Consider the following 16,712-nt stretch of genomic DNA (forward strand, 5'->3'; position numbering starts at 1 on the left):
CGATTTCGATATATACAAATGAAAAGGGCAGCGATTCAGTCGCTGCCCTTTTTGCCTAATCTTTGAGCGCCTTCTTCGGCGGAAGCGGTGGCTTAGGAGCTGGTGCGGGTTTCGCAGGGACGGCTGGAACTACCTTGGCCGGTGCTGCAATTGGAGCAGGTGGGGGAGGAGGGGGCGTTCCTCCACGTCGTAGACGACTGCTGCGTGCGACGCGCGGCGCACGCGGAGGCTCTTCCAGGCCTCGCATTTTCATATACATCGCGTTTTCTCGCCCGATACTCATCCCGAGCTCGCTGATTTTGTAATTAACCTCCTCGATTTCACTTTGAACTTTCCGCTCGGGTTCTTCTGCTTTCAGCACTTCTTTTGTCGTGTTGGAAATCTGGTTATTGAACTCCGAAATAGCTTGTTCCTGAGTTTTAATTTGTTGTTCAAAATCGGCAAGCTGCTTGTCTAACTCCGCATCGCTGAGCTTCGATTCCTTTCCATCCTGATTGAAAATGACGGACCTTTTTTCCATCAAATCGGATCTCAATTCTTCCGCACGGCGTTTTTTCCACTCAATTTTCTCGATTTCGCGTTGAAAACGTTCTATTTCAAACAGGTATTTTTCTCTCTCGCGGTGTAGTTCCTGCAATCTGGCATGGTAGGGTTTCAAATCGTCCTCCATTGCCCTGATTTTGTGACTAAGATCCCAGAGCTTTTTGTCCAAAGTATCATTACCTGTCTGCCCGAATTCCTCCATTTCAGGGGCTTCGATATCGATACGCACATCGGCCAGTTCTGCTTGAACATCTTCCAGAATGTCTTCGTCGACAGTTACTTCCGCCATTTCGTCCATTTCATGCTCCATGCGGATATCTGTTTTCGACGGTTTCCGCTTTTTCACGGTCATGTGTTTGGCGGCCTTCCTTTCTTTATCCTTTTCAACCTTTTGGGCCACAGCATAAGCTGAAATGCCGATTACCAGTCCGATAGCGAAAATCATGGCAGGAAGGCTCGAAAATGTGCGCACAGGTTTTGGATTTAAACCTAAAACACGCTGTACACGATGCAGTAGCAAGGGTTTTTTAGAAGCAAAAGCCATAGCTAATCCAGGCGTTGCCTGCCATTCGGCCACTTTCACCAGAGCATGGGCGAGGGACATTTTGTCGCCGCAAACGGCTAATGCAATGTCGTCGCAGCAATGCTCGCGTTCGGCGCGCACTTTTTCGGACAGCCACCAGATCGCCGGATGGAAGAAAAAGATCACTTCCACGAACGATTGCAGCATATTAATCAGGTAGTCGTTCCTGCGGATGTGCGCAAGCTCGTGTGCGAGGATCGCCTCGACCTGCGCGGTGGAAAATCCTGAAAGTAGGCCGATGGGGATCAGTACTACCGGGCTGAATGTACCTATCACCATCGGTGTGAGTACTTTGGCGGTTTCGCGGAACTCTACGGCTTTGGAGATATTCATTTTGGCAGTGATCACCCCAAATCTCGCCCGCCACTCTTTGTCCATGACGATTTTGGCGTTGATCCGAAGCCTTTCGGTGAATATCCAGCCACCGGCGAAGCGCAGCAGGAGAATACCCGAGCCGATGAGCCAGCAAATGACCAGTTCATGCAAATGGGCGGTCAGCCACATTTGTATTTTAAATGTGATCGGCAGGTCGCGGGAGACCTCCGCCCACGTGCGGGATGCGGATAATGCGGTGTAACGCGCCAACGCCTTTGCATTGGAAACCGCGCTGGTGGTTTTAGGATAATAGTAAATGAATGTGCCAACAGATGCGACCACCTGTGCGAAAAGGAAGCCAACACCCGCCACGTAGCGCGTGTTGGCTGATTTTTTTCTCAAAAAATAGAATGCGGCAACAGCGACCAGCATCAGCAGTGTTCCCTGCCAGATGGAGTGGATGAGTGTCCAGCCAAATGCGGAGACGGCCGGACCAGGTAACAGATTTGAGAAGAATTTCATGGCTAACGATTGTTTTCCAGGTTATTTAATAACTCGCGAATTTCATCCAGTTCTTCCTTGGAGGTGGTGTGATTCCCCAGCGCCTGCATCACCATTTGCGCAGCGGAGCCCTGAAAGAGGGTCTCAACCATTTTACCTACCAAATTCTGCTGCGTCTCCTCTTTGCCGAGAAGTGCAACGTAAATGTGCGACCGTCCTTGCTCCGTGCGGTAGAGCAGCCCTTTGTCATGCATGATCTGCATGAGTTTCAAGGTGGTGGTGTAGCCAACGTCCTTGGTTTCGGAAAGGGCATCATGCACGGCACGGACGGTACTTGGGCCTGCCTGCCAGAGGTAGTTCAGGATCTCGAGTTCGGAGTCGGTGGGCTTGATATACATGCTATTAGTTAATTACGATAATCTTCGTACCAAATGTCTACGAAAAAAATCGTACTTGCAAGTCCTTACTACGATTTTTTTCGTAATAAACGCTAAGTGGCGACTAATATATTGTTTTTGAGGAGATTGTAAAACAAAAAAAAGTCCGGCATTCGTCGGACTTTGAAATATCGTATTTGGTTGATTCCTAAACGTAGGTGTTCAGCATTACCGGCATTACCAGCATCAGGATATCTTCGTTTTCCTCCTGATCTACCGGAATAATGAGTCCGGCGCGGTTTGGAGCGGAGAGTTCGAAGGTGATGGTTTTGCTCGAAAGGTTACCGAGTACTTCGATCAGGAACTTCGCATTGAAACCGATCTCCATATCATCGCCATTGTATTCGCACATCAGGCGTTCGTTCGCTTCGTTCGAATAGTCGAGGTCTTCCGCGGAGATGACCAGGTCGTTCAGCGCCATTTTCATGCGCACCTGGTGGGTAGTCCTGTTGGAATAGATCGAAATACGTCTCAGCGAGCTGAGAATTTCCAGACGGTTAATGGTAAGCGTATTCGGGTTGTTGGTCGGGATCGCGTTTTCGTAATCGGGGAAACGCTCATCGATCAACCGGCAAATCATACGGATATTGCCGAAGCTGAAAAACGCATTCGAAGATGTGAACTCCGCCTTCACAGGAACATCGTCCGAAGGCAGACAGCTTTTCAGCAGGTTCAACGCCTTGCGTTGGATAATCATCGACGTATCGATGTCCGATTTGATATCGGTACGACGGTAGCGCACGAGGCGGTGGCCGTCGGTAGCAACGAATGTCGCGCTTTCGGCTCCCATTTGCACGAATACCCCCGTCATAGCCGGGCGAAGATCGTCGGTGCTGGTCGCGAATAATGTGTTAGAAATAGCCGATCCCAACGCGACGGAAGAGAAATCCACGGATTGGCCGCGATTCACAACCGGTGTCTTGGGGAAATCGATCGGGTTTTCGCCCGAAAGCTTGTAACGGCCGTTGTCTGAGATAATTTCGGTACCAAATGTTTCAGCATTCACCTGCAAGGTAATCGGTTGCTCGGGCAGGCCACGGAGGGTGTCGAGCAGCAACTTTGCGGGAATGGCAATAGCTCCTTTTTCAGATGATTCTACTTCAATTTCCGTAATCATTACGGTTTGAAGGTCGGATGCAGTCACGGTCAGTGAATTTCCTTCCAACGTAAGGAGGAAATTTTCAAGAATTGGCACAATTGGGTTCGTTGAAACGACACCGTTTATAGCTGACAGCTGTTTGAGTAGAACTGATGACGAAACGACAAACTTCATAATTCGTGACGTAAGTGTTTAGTTGATAGATTTATATGCGGAAGATTCCGGAAAAACTTTTTTGTAGGGAACAAAAGTATAAAAAATTACGGAAGCGCCAGCCGCGTTGTCACCCAAATTTTCTGATTCGAAGGTAATACCTCGCGGCGCCGAAAAGGCCGATTAGTACTACCGGCAGCATCAAATTGAGCGCCTGCCAGAACTTCCTGTTTTCCTGAATCTGGATTTTATCCAAAGCCCGGATCGCGATCTGTTTACCGCGTGCATTGATCAAACCATTGGCGTCGGTCATATAATCCAGCGCGTGGAGCACGAAATCCTTGTTGCCGAACGTCTGCTTAGTCACACGGTCGTAACCGAGCGGTAGGGGAGCATTCCTTTTATAATCATAATCGTTCACGATGAGGTCGCCATCGGAGCAGATAATCACCTTACCGGCACTACCACTGGCCTTGAACTTTGCAGCGCGCGGATCACCGGGCAGAATGCGGTTTTGAAACAGCGAATTGAATGATCCTTCGAGCAATATCCCAGCCAGTTTGATACCCGAACGGTATTCCGAAGGCTGTGGATCCTTACGTGCTTCGTTATAACCCACGAGTGCAGGCGCATTCACGAGCTGCGTGTAAGGCGAGGTCATTAGCAAAGGCGTTTTGGCAATAGTATTCGCCCCGCCGACGGTGTCGATCGAGCTCAAAAACCTTGTGTAAACCGCATTCAGGTTACGGGTTACGGTATGCGTTCCGAAATTATTCAGCAGCGGAAAAAAGCGCCAGGGCATCGGGCGAATCTCAGGATTGTCACCTACATTACCCACATTCAGCAGGATTTGCGCGCAGTTCAGGTCTTTTACAAGATTGGTATTCAGTCTGATACCCCATTTGAAAAACAAATCACCAAGGTTCAGATCGAGCGGCTGGGCGTAATTGCCGTCGAGGCTCACGCTGTCGACCTTGGCTCCATCTACAAAAAACAACGCTTTGCCACCGCCAACCACATATTGATCGAGCTTGTATTTTTCATCCTCGGAAAACGCGCTGTCGGGTTTCATAACGATCAATGCGTCGAGCCCTTCATAGGATTCCGGGTTGTTCATGTCTAGAAATACATCGTAGCTCTGCTGAATCGTCGCGATAATATCGCTCAAACGGGCGGGGGAAATTTTCGTATGGCTTACGACAAACCCTACTTTTTTGCGCTGCGGGTTCGCCAGTACGCGTATCGCCGACGCCAGTTCAAACTCGACGCCCTCGTAGGATTGGTTCAATTGTTCCTCCGGGGTACTTGCTTTATTCCCTTTCAAGAGCTGCACCGGCACCGACAGCGTATCCGCCTGCACGATCACACCAGGAAAAATGATTTTTTCGGTGCGTTTGCCATCCTCGTTCGCGAAAACATTGGTAGGATTCAGCCCGCGGTCAATCAGGCTCATGTATTGCTTCTGGCGCTGCTCTTCGCTGGTAGCGTCGGATGGGTCGGAGTAGTTGACGATCAGGTGGCCGTTGGCGTAGGTTTTAAACTCTTCCAACGTCTCCCGCGTGGCGCTTTCGAGGCGTTCGAAGCCCGCTGGAAAGTCGCCGGAGAGGTACACATTCACGATCACGTCTCGTTCCAGACTTCCCAAAAGCTGTTTCGTAGCGTCGGAAATGCTATACCGCTTATCCTCGGTAAGGTCCCACCGAAAAAAGAAAGACGAAGCCAGCCAGTTGATCCCGGCCAGGACAACCACGAGCAGTACAAACCGGGTAATGGTGTTTTTCATTAGCACAAAGGCTGATTTATAAACGAAGAATGGACGATTCAGACGAACCGTCCATTCCTGCAAAAATATAAAAAACCGAAAATCAATCAGGTTTTATTGCCCTCGTGACGCCGGTTATTTCTTTTTATACTTACAAGTTGAGTTGTCGGCTGCTACGTAATACGACTTATAGTTCGTCGCTTTCGGGTCCATACAGCCTTTCAGGTTGAGCAATTCGATATTCCGGAAATCGATCGGGTGGCTTTCCGCTTGCAATGCAATATAGCCGCTGCCAAGCTTCGTACCATCCTTTTTGATCCATTCGGCCTCGTTACCCACTTTACCGTCCTTGAACGTGTGATTTTTGCCGACATAACCGCCACCAATGCGCGGATTGGTGTAAACCAGCACCGTATCGCCGCCGATCATATGGTAAACGATCGAATCGCCAAGCACGATAGCCTCAGCATCCACCCATTGGTCGCCATTATAGGTTTTGGAGTTGGAATCAATGCAATGCGCTTCGGCTAGTTTGCCGTCGATATCGACGATAGTGCCGGGCGTGCAGAGGTTACCCGTGTTACGTTCGCCTGCATTGAGGCCGCCGAGGTACTGCATTTCCAACGAAATTGGGAAATCCTGGTCGAGGCCCAGGCTGGCTGCGGACTGCGAATGCAGCATAATGCCGCTATTCCGCACATTCCAGGACGCTCCGCCAGGTACCTGGTTGCCGGTGAAGCGGTATTGAAGTCTGATTTTATAGTGTGAATAGGGCTTGTTGTAGTACATATGGCCGTATTCAGTCGTGAACTTGTCATACTCCTTGTAATTCACGCGGATCATATTATCCTCTACCAGAAACGTGTTTTTGTAATTATCATTCACCTTGTGCCCTGCGATCTTCACATCCCAGCCCGTGAGGTCCTTGCCGTTGAAGAGCGATTGCCATTCTTCTTTGTCGGCGGGTTTTTGGGCGAAGGTTGAAAATGAAATTAACAATGTGAGTAGTAGAATACTTAGTTTTGGGGTCATCGGTAGCTTCGTTTATTTTGAATGCCACGAAGGCACGAATTAAACACGAAGCGCATTCGTGGATATTCGTGCCTTCGTGGCATTCTATTAAAGCAAAAGTCGCTTGTATTCTAATTTCCCGCGTCCAAAATTCACCAAAAGCCCCAGCTTGTTTCCGGAGACTTTCAGATAATTCAAAGTTTGAGCAATGTGTTCATCGGTAAGGCAGGACACACATTTGACTTCAAGAATAATTTTGTCAAATACAACGAAGTCGGCGAAGAACTTGTGCGGTAGTAGAATCCCTCTGAAAAACACCGGGTATTCTTTCTCCCGTTCGTAAAAAATGCCTCCTTGCCGAAAAAGTATTTCCAGCGCATCCTTGTAAACAATTTCAAGAAAGCCATGGCCTAGCTCTTTATGCACCTCAATGCATTTGCCAACAACGGTGTAAGATTCCTCTTTATAAACGATTTCCATCTGAAATAGGATTGGTTATCCCATTTAGACGTAAAAAATCAAAAAAGTAACAGCTACCGCCTCCGCCGCTTCACCTTAGCCGAGCTTCCACCCCCGGTACCGCCACTGCCCCGCTTCACGCGCCCGGAACCCCTCGGCTCCTTCGGCTTGCGCTCCCGCGGTCGGCGATCGTTATCCCGGTCAAAACTTGGGCGGCTGAATTCGCTCCGACGACCCGGCTTGGTTCCGGCGAGGTACAAATCCATACTCCGGCGCGCGAGGTTAGTCTCTTTCACTTTCACCTTCACGGCGTCGCCAAATGTGTAAATCTTCTTGGTATGCTGGCCGATAATGCGGTAGTTATCCTTATCGAGCTCGTAGTAATCGTCGCCAAGGTCGGTCATGCGGATTAATCCTTCGGAAGCAGTCTCTGTGATCTCCACGAAAATACCGAACTCCGTTACCCCGGTAATGATGCCATCAAATTCCTTCTCCGGATCCATCATACTCATAAACTCGACCTGCTTGTATTTGATCGAAGCCCTTTCTGCTTCGGCAGCAAGTCGTTCGCGTTCGGAAGAATGCTTCGAGGCAAGCTCATATTGCTCACTATCGACGTTGCTGCCGCCGTCGAGATAATGCTGCAACAGCCTGTGCGCCATCACGTCGGGATAACGTCGAATGGGCGAGGTGAAATGCGAATACCGCCTGAACGCCAACCCAAAGTGCCCAAGGTCTGCGGTGCTGTACCGGGCTTTGGCCATCGTACGCACCGCGAGCGATTCGATCAGATTTTGCTCAGGCTTCCCTTCCACTTTCGCCAGCATCGCGTTCATCGATTTGGCGATCTTGCTTTCTTCTTCCACTTCCAGTTTCAGGCCCAGTTTGGCTACGAAATTGGCGAAGGTTTGCAAGCGATCGGGGTCGGGCGCTTCGTGAATGCGGTACACCATCGTGTTTTTGTCTTCACCTTTCGACAGCGAGTACACATATTCTGCCACGCGCTTGTTAGCGAGCAGCATAAATTCCTCGATCAGCTTATTCGAATCGTGGCGTTCCTTGGTATAAATGCCTAGCGGACGGCCTTCCGGGTCGAGGCGGAAGCGTACTTCCGGTGTTTCGAAATTGATAGCGCCCTTTTTGAAACGTTCTTTCCGGAAAACTTTCGCCAGTTTGTTCAGCGTATCCAGCTCTTTCGGAAAATCGCCTTCGCCGGAATCAAGTACCGCTTGTGCTTCTTCGTAGGTAAAGCGCCGGTCGGAATGGATGACGGTTCTTCCAAACCATTCTTTCAGCAACTTACCTTTTGAAGTAATCTCAAAAATGGCCGAAAACGCCAGCCTATCCTCATTCGGGCGCAGCGAGCAAAGGTTATTCGACAACTTTTCGGGTAGCATCGGCACCGTCCTGTCTACCAGGTAGACGGAAGTGGCGCGGCGAAATGCCTCTTTTTCAAGCTCGGTGCCGGGCAATACATAATGCGAAACATCGGCAATATGCACGCCTACTTCCACCACGTCTTCATCGAGGTAGCGAACCGACAATGCATCATCAAAGTCCTTCGCATCGACAGGGTCGATCGTGAACGTGAGTACATCGCGGATGTCTCGGCGTTTGGCGATATCCTTTTTGGCAATTTTATCGGGGATTTTCTGTGCCTCGGCTTCCACCATTTCAGGGAAATGGTAAGGCAATCCAAACTCGGCCAGGATCGCGTGCATTTCAACGTCGTTGTTACCTGCTTTTCCGAGCACGGACACGATTTCTCCCTCCGCCTGGCTCCTGCGCGTGGGCCATTCTTTCACTTTTACAATAACCTTGTCACCGTGGCGTGCCTCGCCTACTTCGTCAGGTTCCAGGAAAATCGGGTCGAAAAGTTTCTTGTTATCGGGCTGTACGACCGCGAAGCGCGGATTAATTTCAATAATACCGACAATCTCCGCATTCGAGCGCTCGACGATTTCGGTAACACGCCCCTCAGTCCGGTTGCGGCCGGAGTCGCCGCGGGAGCGCGAATTACGCGTGTTACGCGAAAGCGGCTGTATCTGCACGATATCACCGTCCCAGGCACCATTCAGCAATTCCACGTCCACATAGATGTCGTCGTCGCGACCATCGATCACGACGAACGCGAAGCCCTTATTGACGCGGTCGACACGACCTGTGAGCCCGGTCGGTTTCGTTTTGAGCGGAACGGCGGTGTAGGTGCCATTTTTATGGTAAACCAGCCGGCCATCCTGTTCCAGCTCGTGCAGGATCTCGTTGAAAAGTATCCGGACTTTTTTGTCGTGCACCCCGAAATGGTCGTGCACATCAAATGGCCGGAATGCATGCTCGGCATTCAAATCGAAGAACGCGGCTATATCGGCCTTTAAATTATCTATGTAAGAAACGATATGATGAGGCGTAGCGGCCTCTCTTCTTTCGGGTTGCGGTTTCTTTTTACTTTTTTTATCTCTCATGTATTCAATGTATAAAAATGTCCCGCGCTATGCGGAACGCCTGTGTCGGGCTGCTGTTTTTGACCGCCGACCGCCGACCGCCGACCGCCGACCGCCGACTATTCTGGTCGTACAATATTTTGTTCCGGCACTTGGTCAAGGCAATGCAGCCGCAAATACAATTGTGCCAGCACTACTACGTCCTCTCTGCAATATCGCGAAATTTTAGCCAGATCATTTTCTTCGTAGTAAACCTTTGTTACCTGGTCGCCACTCATTTCGTTTTTACTTCCGGGAATATCAAAAACGGCGGCGAGCAAATCGAGCGAGGTGTAGCTTTTGTAGTCACCGAATTTCCACAGATCCATCGTGTCCTGGTGGAGAAGTTCCCAGGGCTTTTTACCCGTAATCTGTAATGCTTTGGGGATTTCGATGCGGTGGATCAGCATCCGTCGGCAAATGAACGGGAAGTCGAATTCTTTGCCGTTGTGGGCGCAGAGGATCAACTGTTCGGCGGGGTATTTTTCAATCAGCGCCTTGAATTGCAGCAGCAACTGTACTTCGTCGTCTCCGGCGAAGCTACTCATCTTAAACGCAATCTCATCTTTTTCGTTCCAATAGTATGCGCCGAACGCAATGCAGATGATCTTTCCAAACTCGGCGTAAATGGCACCGCGGTCATAAAAAAACGCGGCATTCGTGGTCGTATCCTCGCCTTTTTTGAGCGTCAGCGCCTTCTTGTCCCAAAGTTTCTGCATTCGCTCAGGAAGTTCGTCATAGCTCAGGTGCGAACAAACGGTTTCAATGTCGAGGAGCAGTAAATTTTTGGCGCGGCGTTTAAAATCTTCGGTCATAGTGTGTGATGTTTGGAGGTGTCAGCTATTGTCAGGAATGGTCATTTTTGGTCAAGAGTTGTCATTTGTAGTCAGGGCTTGCCAGTAAGAATTAAGAAGGAGCGGTTCTATATTGATTTTCAAGATGATTGAAAATATCAAGACTTGCAATTCGCTATTCCGCTATTCCTATGTCTTTTACCAAACAGACCCCTTTACTTATCTAATTGCCGAACCCGGCAATCAAGGAACAACACCCGGCTCACCAACAGACTTAACTTCCTAACAATACCTGACTCCGTGACAACACTTGACTCCCTGACCTGAGGCACAAACGTCACAACTCAACCCAGGCGTTATTCGTGCAAAACGCCTTCAAGTCCAAGTGGATCGATCGTCATCATGTTCTCCTCGACGATGCTGTCGGGGACGAAAATGAATTTCTTGTCAAAAATCTGACTGCCAATAAAATAACTTACCCAGAATTCATTATTCAAATGAAAAACATCAGGCATAATCGGCTCCACCACCACGTGACCGCCGGAAGGAATCTCCGGGAAGAAATGCCTTAATGTGGACGTCCGTTGGTCGGTATTGGTCCCTGACTCGCTGTTGCTATAACCTTTTGAAGTTACAAAAACGCTAGTTACCGGTTCGTCGTTGCGGTTAATCACGATCACGTTCCATTCCTCGGCGTTCAAGTCGTTGGTACTCCGCACAATCGCAACTTGTATTCCCTTCACAGGGTGAAAAATAATATCCTTCTTCATTACGCTACTTCCCATTCCATGCTGAACAAATGCGCCAGATGGTTTTTTAATTTTACTGAAACTTCTTCCAAATCTATTTCCCTACCAAGCTCCGCGGCCAGCGACGTCACGGCCTTATCATCGATCCCGCACGGCACGATATTCCCGAAATACGACAAATCTGTATTGACGTTCAGCGCAAAACCGTGCATTGTCACCCAGCGGCTCGCCTTCACGCCCAGCGCGCAGATCTTTCTCGGATTTTTCTGCTCCTCAAAATCAATCCAAACGCCTGTTAATCCGGCAATGCGTCCCGCTTGCACATCGTATTCCGCTAATGTAAGAATAATCGCCTCTTCGAGCGTACGCATGTACACATGGATGTCCGTAAAGAAATTGTCGAGATCCAGGATCGGATAGCCTACGATTTGGCCCGGTCCGTGGTAAGTAATATCTCCACCCCGGTTGATTTTGTAGTATTTCGCCTGCTTGGCGGCCAAATCATCCTCCGCCAGCAATAAATGGTCCGGCTTGCCGCTTTTCCCCAACGTATACACATGAGGGTGTTGGCAAAAAAGCAGGAAATTTGGCGTCAGTTGCTGGTTATCCACATCCAGGCCCCGGTTTTGTGTCTTAATCGCCAGCGTCTCGGCAAAAATTTTCTCCTGGTAATCCCATGCCTCCTGGTAGTCGATCAGGCCGAGATCCCGGAACCGTACTTTTTTATTGATCAGGGTATTCATTTCAATGTTGAAAAAATTTTGGGGACGAGGGTGTTACCAATTCGTATTTGTGACGTCTAAATGTTCAGACCGGCAGGACCCGGTTCATGAAACATATTGTACACACATGTCCTGGTTTCACAACGCTAATTTATTAGCTAAATGTTCGTTAAATTTGTTAGTGCAACTAAATTCTGTGGTTATGAAGGTTTTACTGGATATTAAGGACGAAAAAGCGGAACTCTTCATGAAGATGCTTCGAAAACTTCCGTATGTCAAATTCAAGCCACTTTTGCCGATCCACTTCAAAATTTTGGACGAAGCAATTGAGGTTGTTGACGATATAGAATTAATCGAACAGGGAAAATTGGAAACCAGGGACGCAAAAGAGTTCCTGGATGAGTTACTTTGTCAGAACGACGCGAAGGTTTGAATCAGAGGTTAAACGACTTTTGAAAAAGTACCCTTCTCTGTCAAAAGAGGTTTTTCAGTTAATACACTCTTTAGAATTAAATCCGACGCAGGGGATTCCACTGGGCCAGGGTTGTTACAAATTAAGGCTTTCCATCAAATCAAAAGGAAAAGGAAAGTCGGGCGGAGCGCGTGTTATCACGTATGTTCACGTAACGAATAAATCGGTGGATCTTCTGACAATTTATGACAAAAGTGAACAGGATTCCATTCAAATTGCAGCGTTGAAACAGCTCCTGACCGAGCTTGACCAGAATTATAATATACACTAAAACACACTATGGCACAACACAACGACCTCGGCCGCTGGGGTGAAACCACCGCGGCATCCTTCCTGCTCGAAAAGGGCTTTAAAATCATTGCTAAAAATTACCGCAGCTGGCAGTCCGAGATCGATCTGATAGTCTCAAAAGACGATCTGCTGATTTTCGTCGAGGTAAAAACACGCACTGGCACAGCATTCGGGATGCCCGAAGAGTTTGTGAATGCGACCAAGGCAAAGCTGATCATGCGCGCCGCCGAGCAGTATATTTTCGACGCCGATTGGGAAAATGACGTTCGTTTCGACATTGTTTCGATCCTCAGATTACCCGATGGTTCGACGGACATCCGGCATATTGAGGACGCATTCAGCCGGTAACGTTACCCGCAGTATAAGTAGAAACCAAATCACAGACATTTTTGAAGATATTCTTTAAGTATTTCAAAATCTGACTGTAATGATAGATGGTTTGGTGCTTAACCGGCGGGAAATGCTCAAAAGCAGTGCGCTGCTGCTGGCATCGGCGGCATTTGACGAGAATAATGCGCTAAAAACCGGCTATGTGACGGCACCGAAATTCCAGATCGGCGCTTGTGACTGGTCGGTAGGACGGCTGCTGAGCCCGGAAGCATTCGAACGGGCGAAGCAGATCGGTTTGCAGGGGATTCAGGTGAGCTATAACACCGGAAAGGATGAAAAGGGCCTCTCGGTGCCGGAAACCTTGCAGACGATCCGCGACGCGTCCGCACGCACGGGTGTGAAGGTGTCGAGCCTGGCGATCGGCGAGCTGAACCGCGTGCCATATAAATCGCAGCCGAAAACGGAAGAATGGGTCTGGAACAGCGTCGACGCGGCAAAGGCATTGGGCGTAAAGGTGATTTTGCTGGCATTCTTTTCAGAGGGCGATTTGCGAAATGACGATACCGGTAAAAAAGCGGTGATTGAGCGACTGAAAAAAGTAGCCCCACACGCCGAAAAACAGGGCATAACCCTGGGTATCGAGTCGTGGCTGAGCGGGCAGGAGCACTTGGATATTATCCATGCAGTCGGCTCGAAGGCAGTGAAGGTGTATTACGATTTCCGCAATTCGACCGACGCCGGTCATGATATTTTCAGGGAAATACCGATGCTTGGTAGGGACCTGATCTGCGAAATCCATATGAAAGAAAACGGCCAGCGCCTCGGCGAGGGCCCGCTCGACTGGCCGCGTGTTGCCAAAGCGGTGAAGGACATCGGGTATGAAGGCTGGATGCAGATCGAAGGTGCCACGCCGCAAGGCGCTGAGATTATCCCATGTTACCAGCATAATCTCAGTTACCTCAAAAAGCTATTTCTAACCTAGAAGTTGGGAGTAAAGGAGGAAAGGGAGGAGGACGATTTCTTTCCTCCTCCCTTTCCTCCATCCTCCTTCCTCCCTTTTGTCCCTTTGCTCCCTTTATTTCAATACTATGTACATTACCAGTGCATTACCGCTCCGCAGGGCAACTATTTTAGCAGGAAGTGCCCTGTTGGCTTCCGCTTTCAGCATTGTTCTAATCCCAAGCGGACAGAACTCGCCGAGACAGTCTGTCTCGCCAGTTGCTGTGGCTGATGATTCCTCGCGCCTGTACGTGCCCGATGATCTGGAAGCCACATTGTGGGCCGAAGCGCCGATGTTCTACAACCCGACCAACATGGATATCGACGCCAAGGGCCGCGTATGGATCACGGAGGCGGTCAATTACAGGGATTTCAATACCAAACCCGCCGAGCGTCTCAGCCATAAGCAAAAAGGTGACCGGGTGATGATCCTGGAAGACAAGGACGGAGACGGTAAGGCGGAATCTTCCAAAGTATATGTGGAAGATTCGTTGCTGACGGCGCCTCTGGGCATTGCGGTCATTGGCAACAAAACCATCGTCTCCTGCGCGCCTAACCTGCTCGTTTACACAGACACGAATGGTGACGATAAACCAGACAAGCGAGAGGTTTTCCTGACGGGCTTCGGCGGTTTCGACCACGACCATTCGTTGCATTCGCTGATCGTCGGGCCGGATGGGATGTATTATTTCAATACCGGTAATGCAGGACCGCATAACGTCACCGACAAGAGTGGCTGGACATTGCGGAGCGGAAGCCTTTACGTTGGCGGGACGCCCTATAACAAGAAGAACGAAGGCAACCAGAAGTCGGACGACGGCCGGATTTGGGTCGGAGGGCTTGCATTACGCATAAATCCGGATGGTACCGGCTTGAAAGTACTTGGTCACAACTTCCGCAACAGCTACGAGGTCTGCCTGGACAGCTACGGCAATATGTGGCAGAACGATAACGACGACCAGGTAATCACCTGCCGGGTTTCGTTTTTGCAGGAAAATGGCAATGCAGGCTATTTTTCGGCTGATGGTACCCGCTACTGGCAGGCAGATCGCCGCCCCGGACAGGATATTTTCGCCACGCATTGGCACCAGGAGGACCCGGGTGTAATGCCGGCCGGAGACAATTCAGGCGCAGGTTCCCCCACGGGAATCGTGTTTTATGAAGGAGATGAATTAGGTAAAAACTATCGCGGCACATTGTTAAGCTGCGAAGCGGGGCGCAATGTGATATTTGCCTACCAGCCTAAGCCGCACGGAGCTGGTTTTGAATTGAAACGCCAGGATCTGATCAGCTCTTTCCCGAAAGTTTCGGAGCGGTACGAATGGTATGAAACCGACCAGGATTACCGCAAATGGTTCAGGCCGTCGGATGTGGCCGTGGGGCCGGATGGGGCCATTTACATCGCCGACTGGTATGATCCCGTCGTAGGCGGCCATGCCATGAAGGATAAAAAGGGCTATGGGCGCATTTACCGCATTACGCCGAAAGGCAAGAAATTAACTACCCCAAAGCTGGATTTCACGACGACCACGGGCCTTGTTAACGCATTGAAAAACCCTGCTATCAATGTTCGTGCATTAGGATTTGAAGGATTAAGGACAAAAGGCGCAGAAGCAGTGCCGGAAGTTAAACCATTGCTGGCATCCGAAAATCCATATCATCAGGCGCGGGCGATCTGGCTTTTGGCGCAGTTGGGGGAGCAGGGCAATGCAGAGGTAGTCAAATTGCTTAGCTCCGCCAATGCCATGCACCGGCTGACGGCTTTTCGTGCATTAAAATCGACCGGCAAGGTGCGTCCTTATTTGGAACAAATGTCCAAAGACGCCGACCCGTCGGTACGCCGTGAAGTGGGAATAGCATTGCGGGATGTTCCCTATGACCAGGCAATGGGCAGTATTTCAAACCTCATTAAAAACTACGACGGCAAAGACCCCTGGATGCTGGAAGCGATCGGGACTGCGGCAGACGGAAAGGAGGCTCAGGTGTACGCCTATGTGCGGGAGGCATTCAAAGCCGATCCGACGAACTGGAAACCGCAGCGCGCGGGCCTCGCATGGCGCCTGCACCCGGTTTCAGCGGTGGGGGAATTGAAAGTACGGGCGGGTTCGGCCAAAGTTTCGGAGTCCGAACGGCGCAGGGCATTGACGGCCATAGGCTTTATCAAAGACAAAAAAGCGGCCGAGGCGATGATCGCACTATCCAAATCCACTTTGCCGGATGTGGCTTCGCAGGCTTCCTACTGGATCAACTTCCGCAAAAGCAACGACTGGGCCGATCTGATGAACTGGGAACAAGCCACGGCACAGGTAATGACACCAGCCTACAAGCGCATGATCGACCTGAAAAAGACTGTCACCGACAAAACGCAGCCGATGCCACAACGCATTGAAACGGCCCGACAGATGGCCCAGGACAAAGATGGAGGCAATATCCTCGTGGATATGCGCGTGCAGGGCCAGTTGCCCGACACGATTGCCAAATCGGTGAGCGAGATTATTTTCAAAAACCCCGATCAGAACGTGCGTGTGGTCGCGAGCCAGTTTTTCCCGAGAAATGGTAAAGTTTTGAAAACGGATTTTATATCGAGAATGCATGCGGATCCGGCACACGGCGAGAAAATCTTCTCGACAACTTGTGCCGCCTGTCATAAGCATGGGAAAACCGGTGCCGAAATCGGGCCGGATTTGACCACCATTCACAAAAAATTCGATAAAGCCGGGCTGCTCGATGCCATAGTGAATCCGTCGGCGAGCATGGTTTTCGGTTATGAAAGCTATACGATCGTGACCAAAAAGGGTGATACCTACTTCGGCTTCCTCATGAGTGACGGCGCGAATGTCGTGTTAAAAGACGCAGCTGGCCAGCAGCACACGATTAAGGCGGATCAGATCAAAACGCGTGAAAAAATGCCTTCGTCGTTGATGCCCGAGCCCACCGCATTGGGCCTGAATGAGCAGGATCTGGCGGATTTGACGGGATATTTGTTGAATTTCAAGTGAAAGTACAATGCGG

At 49.9% G+C, this 16,712-nt stretch carries 14 protein-coding genes; 4 read left to right on the top strand and 10 right to left on the bottom strand.

Annotated features, from left to right (window positions below; all coding sequences use genetic code 11):
* Positions 1–55: 55 nt before the first annotated feature.
* The 10 genes from J2Y43_RS23610 to lipB form a co-directional block, all read right to left on the bottom strand.
* The gene (locus J2Y43_RS23610) at positions 56–1,963 is read right to left on the bottom strand and encodes a M56 family metallopeptidase (RefSeq protein WP_309988746.1); all 1,908 of its coding nucleotides are present in this window, start codon (positions 1,961–1,963) and stop codon (positions 56–58) included.
* 2 nt (positions 1,964–1,965) lie between these two features.
* Positions 1,966–2,340 (bottom strand): BlaI/MecI/CopY family transcriptional regulator, encoded by a 375-nt coding sequence (locus J2Y43_RS23615; RefSeq protein ID WP_015813170.1) that lies wholly within the window; start codon positions 2,338–2,340, stop codon positions 1,966–1,968.
* Positions 2,341–2,527: 187 nt separating this feature from the next.
* A complete protein-coding gene (gene dnaN / locus J2Y43_RS23620) occupies positions 2,528–3,652 on the bottom strand; it encodes a DNA polymerase III subunit beta (protein ID WP_223406009.1) in 1,125 nt (374 codons plus the stop codon).
* Positions 3,653–3,761: 109 nt separating this feature from the next.
* The gene (gene gldG, locus J2Y43_RS23625) at positions 3,762–5,414 is read right to left on the bottom strand and encodes a gliding motility-associated ABC transporter substrate-binding protein GldG (RefSeq protein WP_309988741.1); all 1,653 of its coding nucleotides are present in this window, start codon (positions 5,412–5,414) and stop codon (positions 3,762–3,764) included.
* Positions 5,415–5,528: 114 nt separating this feature from the next.
* Positions 5,529–6,425 carry a DUF1080 domain-containing protein gene (locus J2Y43_RS23630; protein ID WP_309988738.1) on the bottom strand — a complete coding sequence of 299 codons (897 nt, stop codon included), beginning with the start codon at positions 6,423–6,425 and terminating at the stop codon, positions 5,529–5,531.
* A gap of 87 nt (positions 6,426–6,512) precedes the next feature.
* Positions 6,513–6,884, bottom strand: coding sequence for a GxxExxY protein (locus tag J2Y43_RS23635; protein ID WP_309988736.1), 372 nt, complete (start codon positions 6,882–6,884; stop codon positions 6,513–6,515).
* Positions 6,885–6,937: 53 nt separating this feature from the next.
* Positions 6,938–9,325, bottom strand: a complete 2,388-nt coding sequence (gene rnr / locus J2Y43_RS23640; protein ID WP_309988734.1) for a ribonuclease R — start codon at positions 9,323–9,325, stop codon at positions 6,938–6,940.
* Between the two features lie 98 nt (positions 9,326–9,423).
* The gene (locus J2Y43_RS23645) at positions 9,424–10,158 is read right to left on the bottom strand and encodes a 3'-5' exonuclease (RefSeq protein WP_309988732.1); all 735 of its coding nucleotides are present in this window, start codon (positions 10,156–10,158) and stop codon (positions 9,424–9,426) included.
* A 335-nt stretch (positions 10,159–10,493) separates the two neighbouring features.
* Complete coding sequence (locus J2Y43_RS23650) at positions 10,494–10,907, bottom strand: hypothetical protein (RefSeq protein ID WP_309988964.1); 414 nt, start codon at positions 10,905–10,907, stop codon at positions 10,494–10,496.
* Positions 10,907–11,629: a lipoyl(octanoyl) transferase LipB gene (gene lipB, locus J2Y43_RS23655; protein ID WP_309988729.1), complete on the bottom strand. Its 723-nt coding sequence runs from the start codon at positions 11,627–11,629 to the stop codon at positions 10,907–10,909. Before lipB ends, J2Y43_RS23650 begins: the two co-directional genes overlap by 1 nt.
* Before the next feature lie 181 nt (positions 11,630–11,810).
* Here lipB and J2Y43_RS23660 point away from each other — a divergent pair, with 181 nt between their 5' ends.
* The 4 genes from J2Y43_RS23660 to J2Y43_RS23675 all read left to right on the top strand — a co-directional run bounded on the left by J2Y43_RS23660 (position 11,811) and on the right by J2Y43_RS23675 (position 16,699).
* Positions 11,811–12,041 (top strand): hypothetical protein, encoded by a 231-nt coding sequence (locus J2Y43_RS23660; protein WP_309988726.1) that lies wholly within the window; start codon positions 11,811–11,813, stop codon positions 12,039–12,041.
* 318 nt (positions 12,042–12,359) lie between these two features.
* Positions 12,360–12,719 carry a YraN family protein gene (locus J2Y43_RS23665; RefSeq protein ID WP_309988723.1) on the top strand — a complete coding sequence of 120 codons (360 nt, stop codon included), beginning with the start codon at positions 12,360–12,362 and terminating at the stop codon, positions 12,717–12,719.
* A gap of 112 nt (positions 12,720–12,831) precedes the next feature.
* Positions 12,832–13,683, top strand: coding sequence for a sugar phosphate isomerase/epimerase family protein (locus J2Y43_RS23670; protein ID WP_309988720.1), 852 nt, complete (start codon positions 12,832–12,834; stop codon positions 13,681–13,683).
* Between the two features lie 106 nt (positions 13,684–13,789).
* Complete coding sequence (locus J2Y43_RS23675) at positions 13,790–16,699, top strand: PVC-type heme-binding CxxCH protein (protein WP_309988717.1); 2,910 nt, start codon at positions 13,790–13,792, stop codon at positions 16,697–16,699.
* Positions 16,700–16,712 lie beyond the last annotated feature (13 nt).

The organism is Dyadobacter sp. BE31, assembly GCF_031457695.1.
In the GTDB taxonomy this organism is placed as follows: Bacteria; Bacteroidota; Bacteroidia; order Cytophagales; family Spirosomataceae; genus Dyadobacter.

What these genes read in the sequence shown, in the direction of transcription:
- J2Y43_RS23610 (WP_309988746.1), bottom strand. Translation starts at nt 1,963, where the DNA reads ATGAAATTCTTCTCAAATCTGTTACCTGGTCCGGCCGTCTCCGCATTT.
- J2Y43_RS23615 (WP_015813170.1), bottom strand. Translation starts at nt 2,340, where the DNA reads ATGTATATCAAGCCCACCGACTCCGAACTCGAGATCCTGAACTACCTC.
- dnaN (WP_223406009.1), bottom strand. Translation starts at nt 3,652, where the DNA reads ATGAAGTTTGTCGTTTCGTCATCAGTTCTACTCAAACAGCTGTCAGCT.
- gldG (WP_309988741.1), bottom strand. Translation starts at nt 5,414, where the DNA reads ATGAAAAACACCATTACCCGGTTTGTACTGCTCGTGGTTGTCCTGGCC.
- J2Y43_RS23630 (WP_309988738.1), bottom strand. Translation starts at nt 6,425, where the DNA reads ATGACCCCAAAACTAAGTATTCTACTACTCACATTGTTAATTTCATTT.
- J2Y43_RS23635 (WP_309988736.1), bottom strand. Translation starts at nt 6,884, where the DNA reads ATGGAAATCGTTTATAAAGAGGAATCTTACACCGTTGTTGGCAAATGC.
- rnr (WP_309988734.1), bottom strand. Translation starts at nt 9,325, where the DNA reads ATGAGAGATAAAAAAAGTAAAAAGAAACCGCAACCCGAAAGAAGAGAG.
- J2Y43_RS23645 (WP_309988732.1), bottom strand. Translation starts at nt 10,158, where the DNA reads ATGACCGAAGATTTTAAACGCCGCGCCAAAAATTTACTGCTCCTCGAC.
- J2Y43_RS23650 (WP_309988964.1), bottom strand. Translation starts at nt 10,907, where the DNA reads ATGAAGAAGGATATTATTTTTCACCCTGTGAAGGGAATACAAGTTGCG.
- lipB (WP_309988729.1), bottom strand. Translation starts at nt 11,629, where the DNA reads ATGAATACCCTGATCAATAAAAAAGTACGGTTCCGGGATCTCGGCCTG.
- J2Y43_RS23660 (WP_309988726.1), top strand. Translation starts at nt 11,811, where the DNA reads ATGAAGGTTTTACTGGATATTAAGGACGAAAAAGCGGAACTCTTCATG.
- J2Y43_RS23665 (WP_309988723.1), top strand. Translation starts at nt 12,360, where the DNA reads ATGGCACAACACAACGACCTCGGCCGCTGGGGTGAAACCACCGCGGCA.
- J2Y43_RS23670 (WP_309988720.1), top strand. Translation starts at nt 12,832, where the DNA reads ATGCTCAAAAGCAGTGCGCTGCTGCTGGCATCGGCGGCATTTGACGAG.
- J2Y43_RS23675 (WP_309988717.1), top strand. Translation starts at nt 13,790, where the DNA reads ATGTACATTACCAGTGCATTACCGCTCCGCAGGGCAACTATTTTAGCA.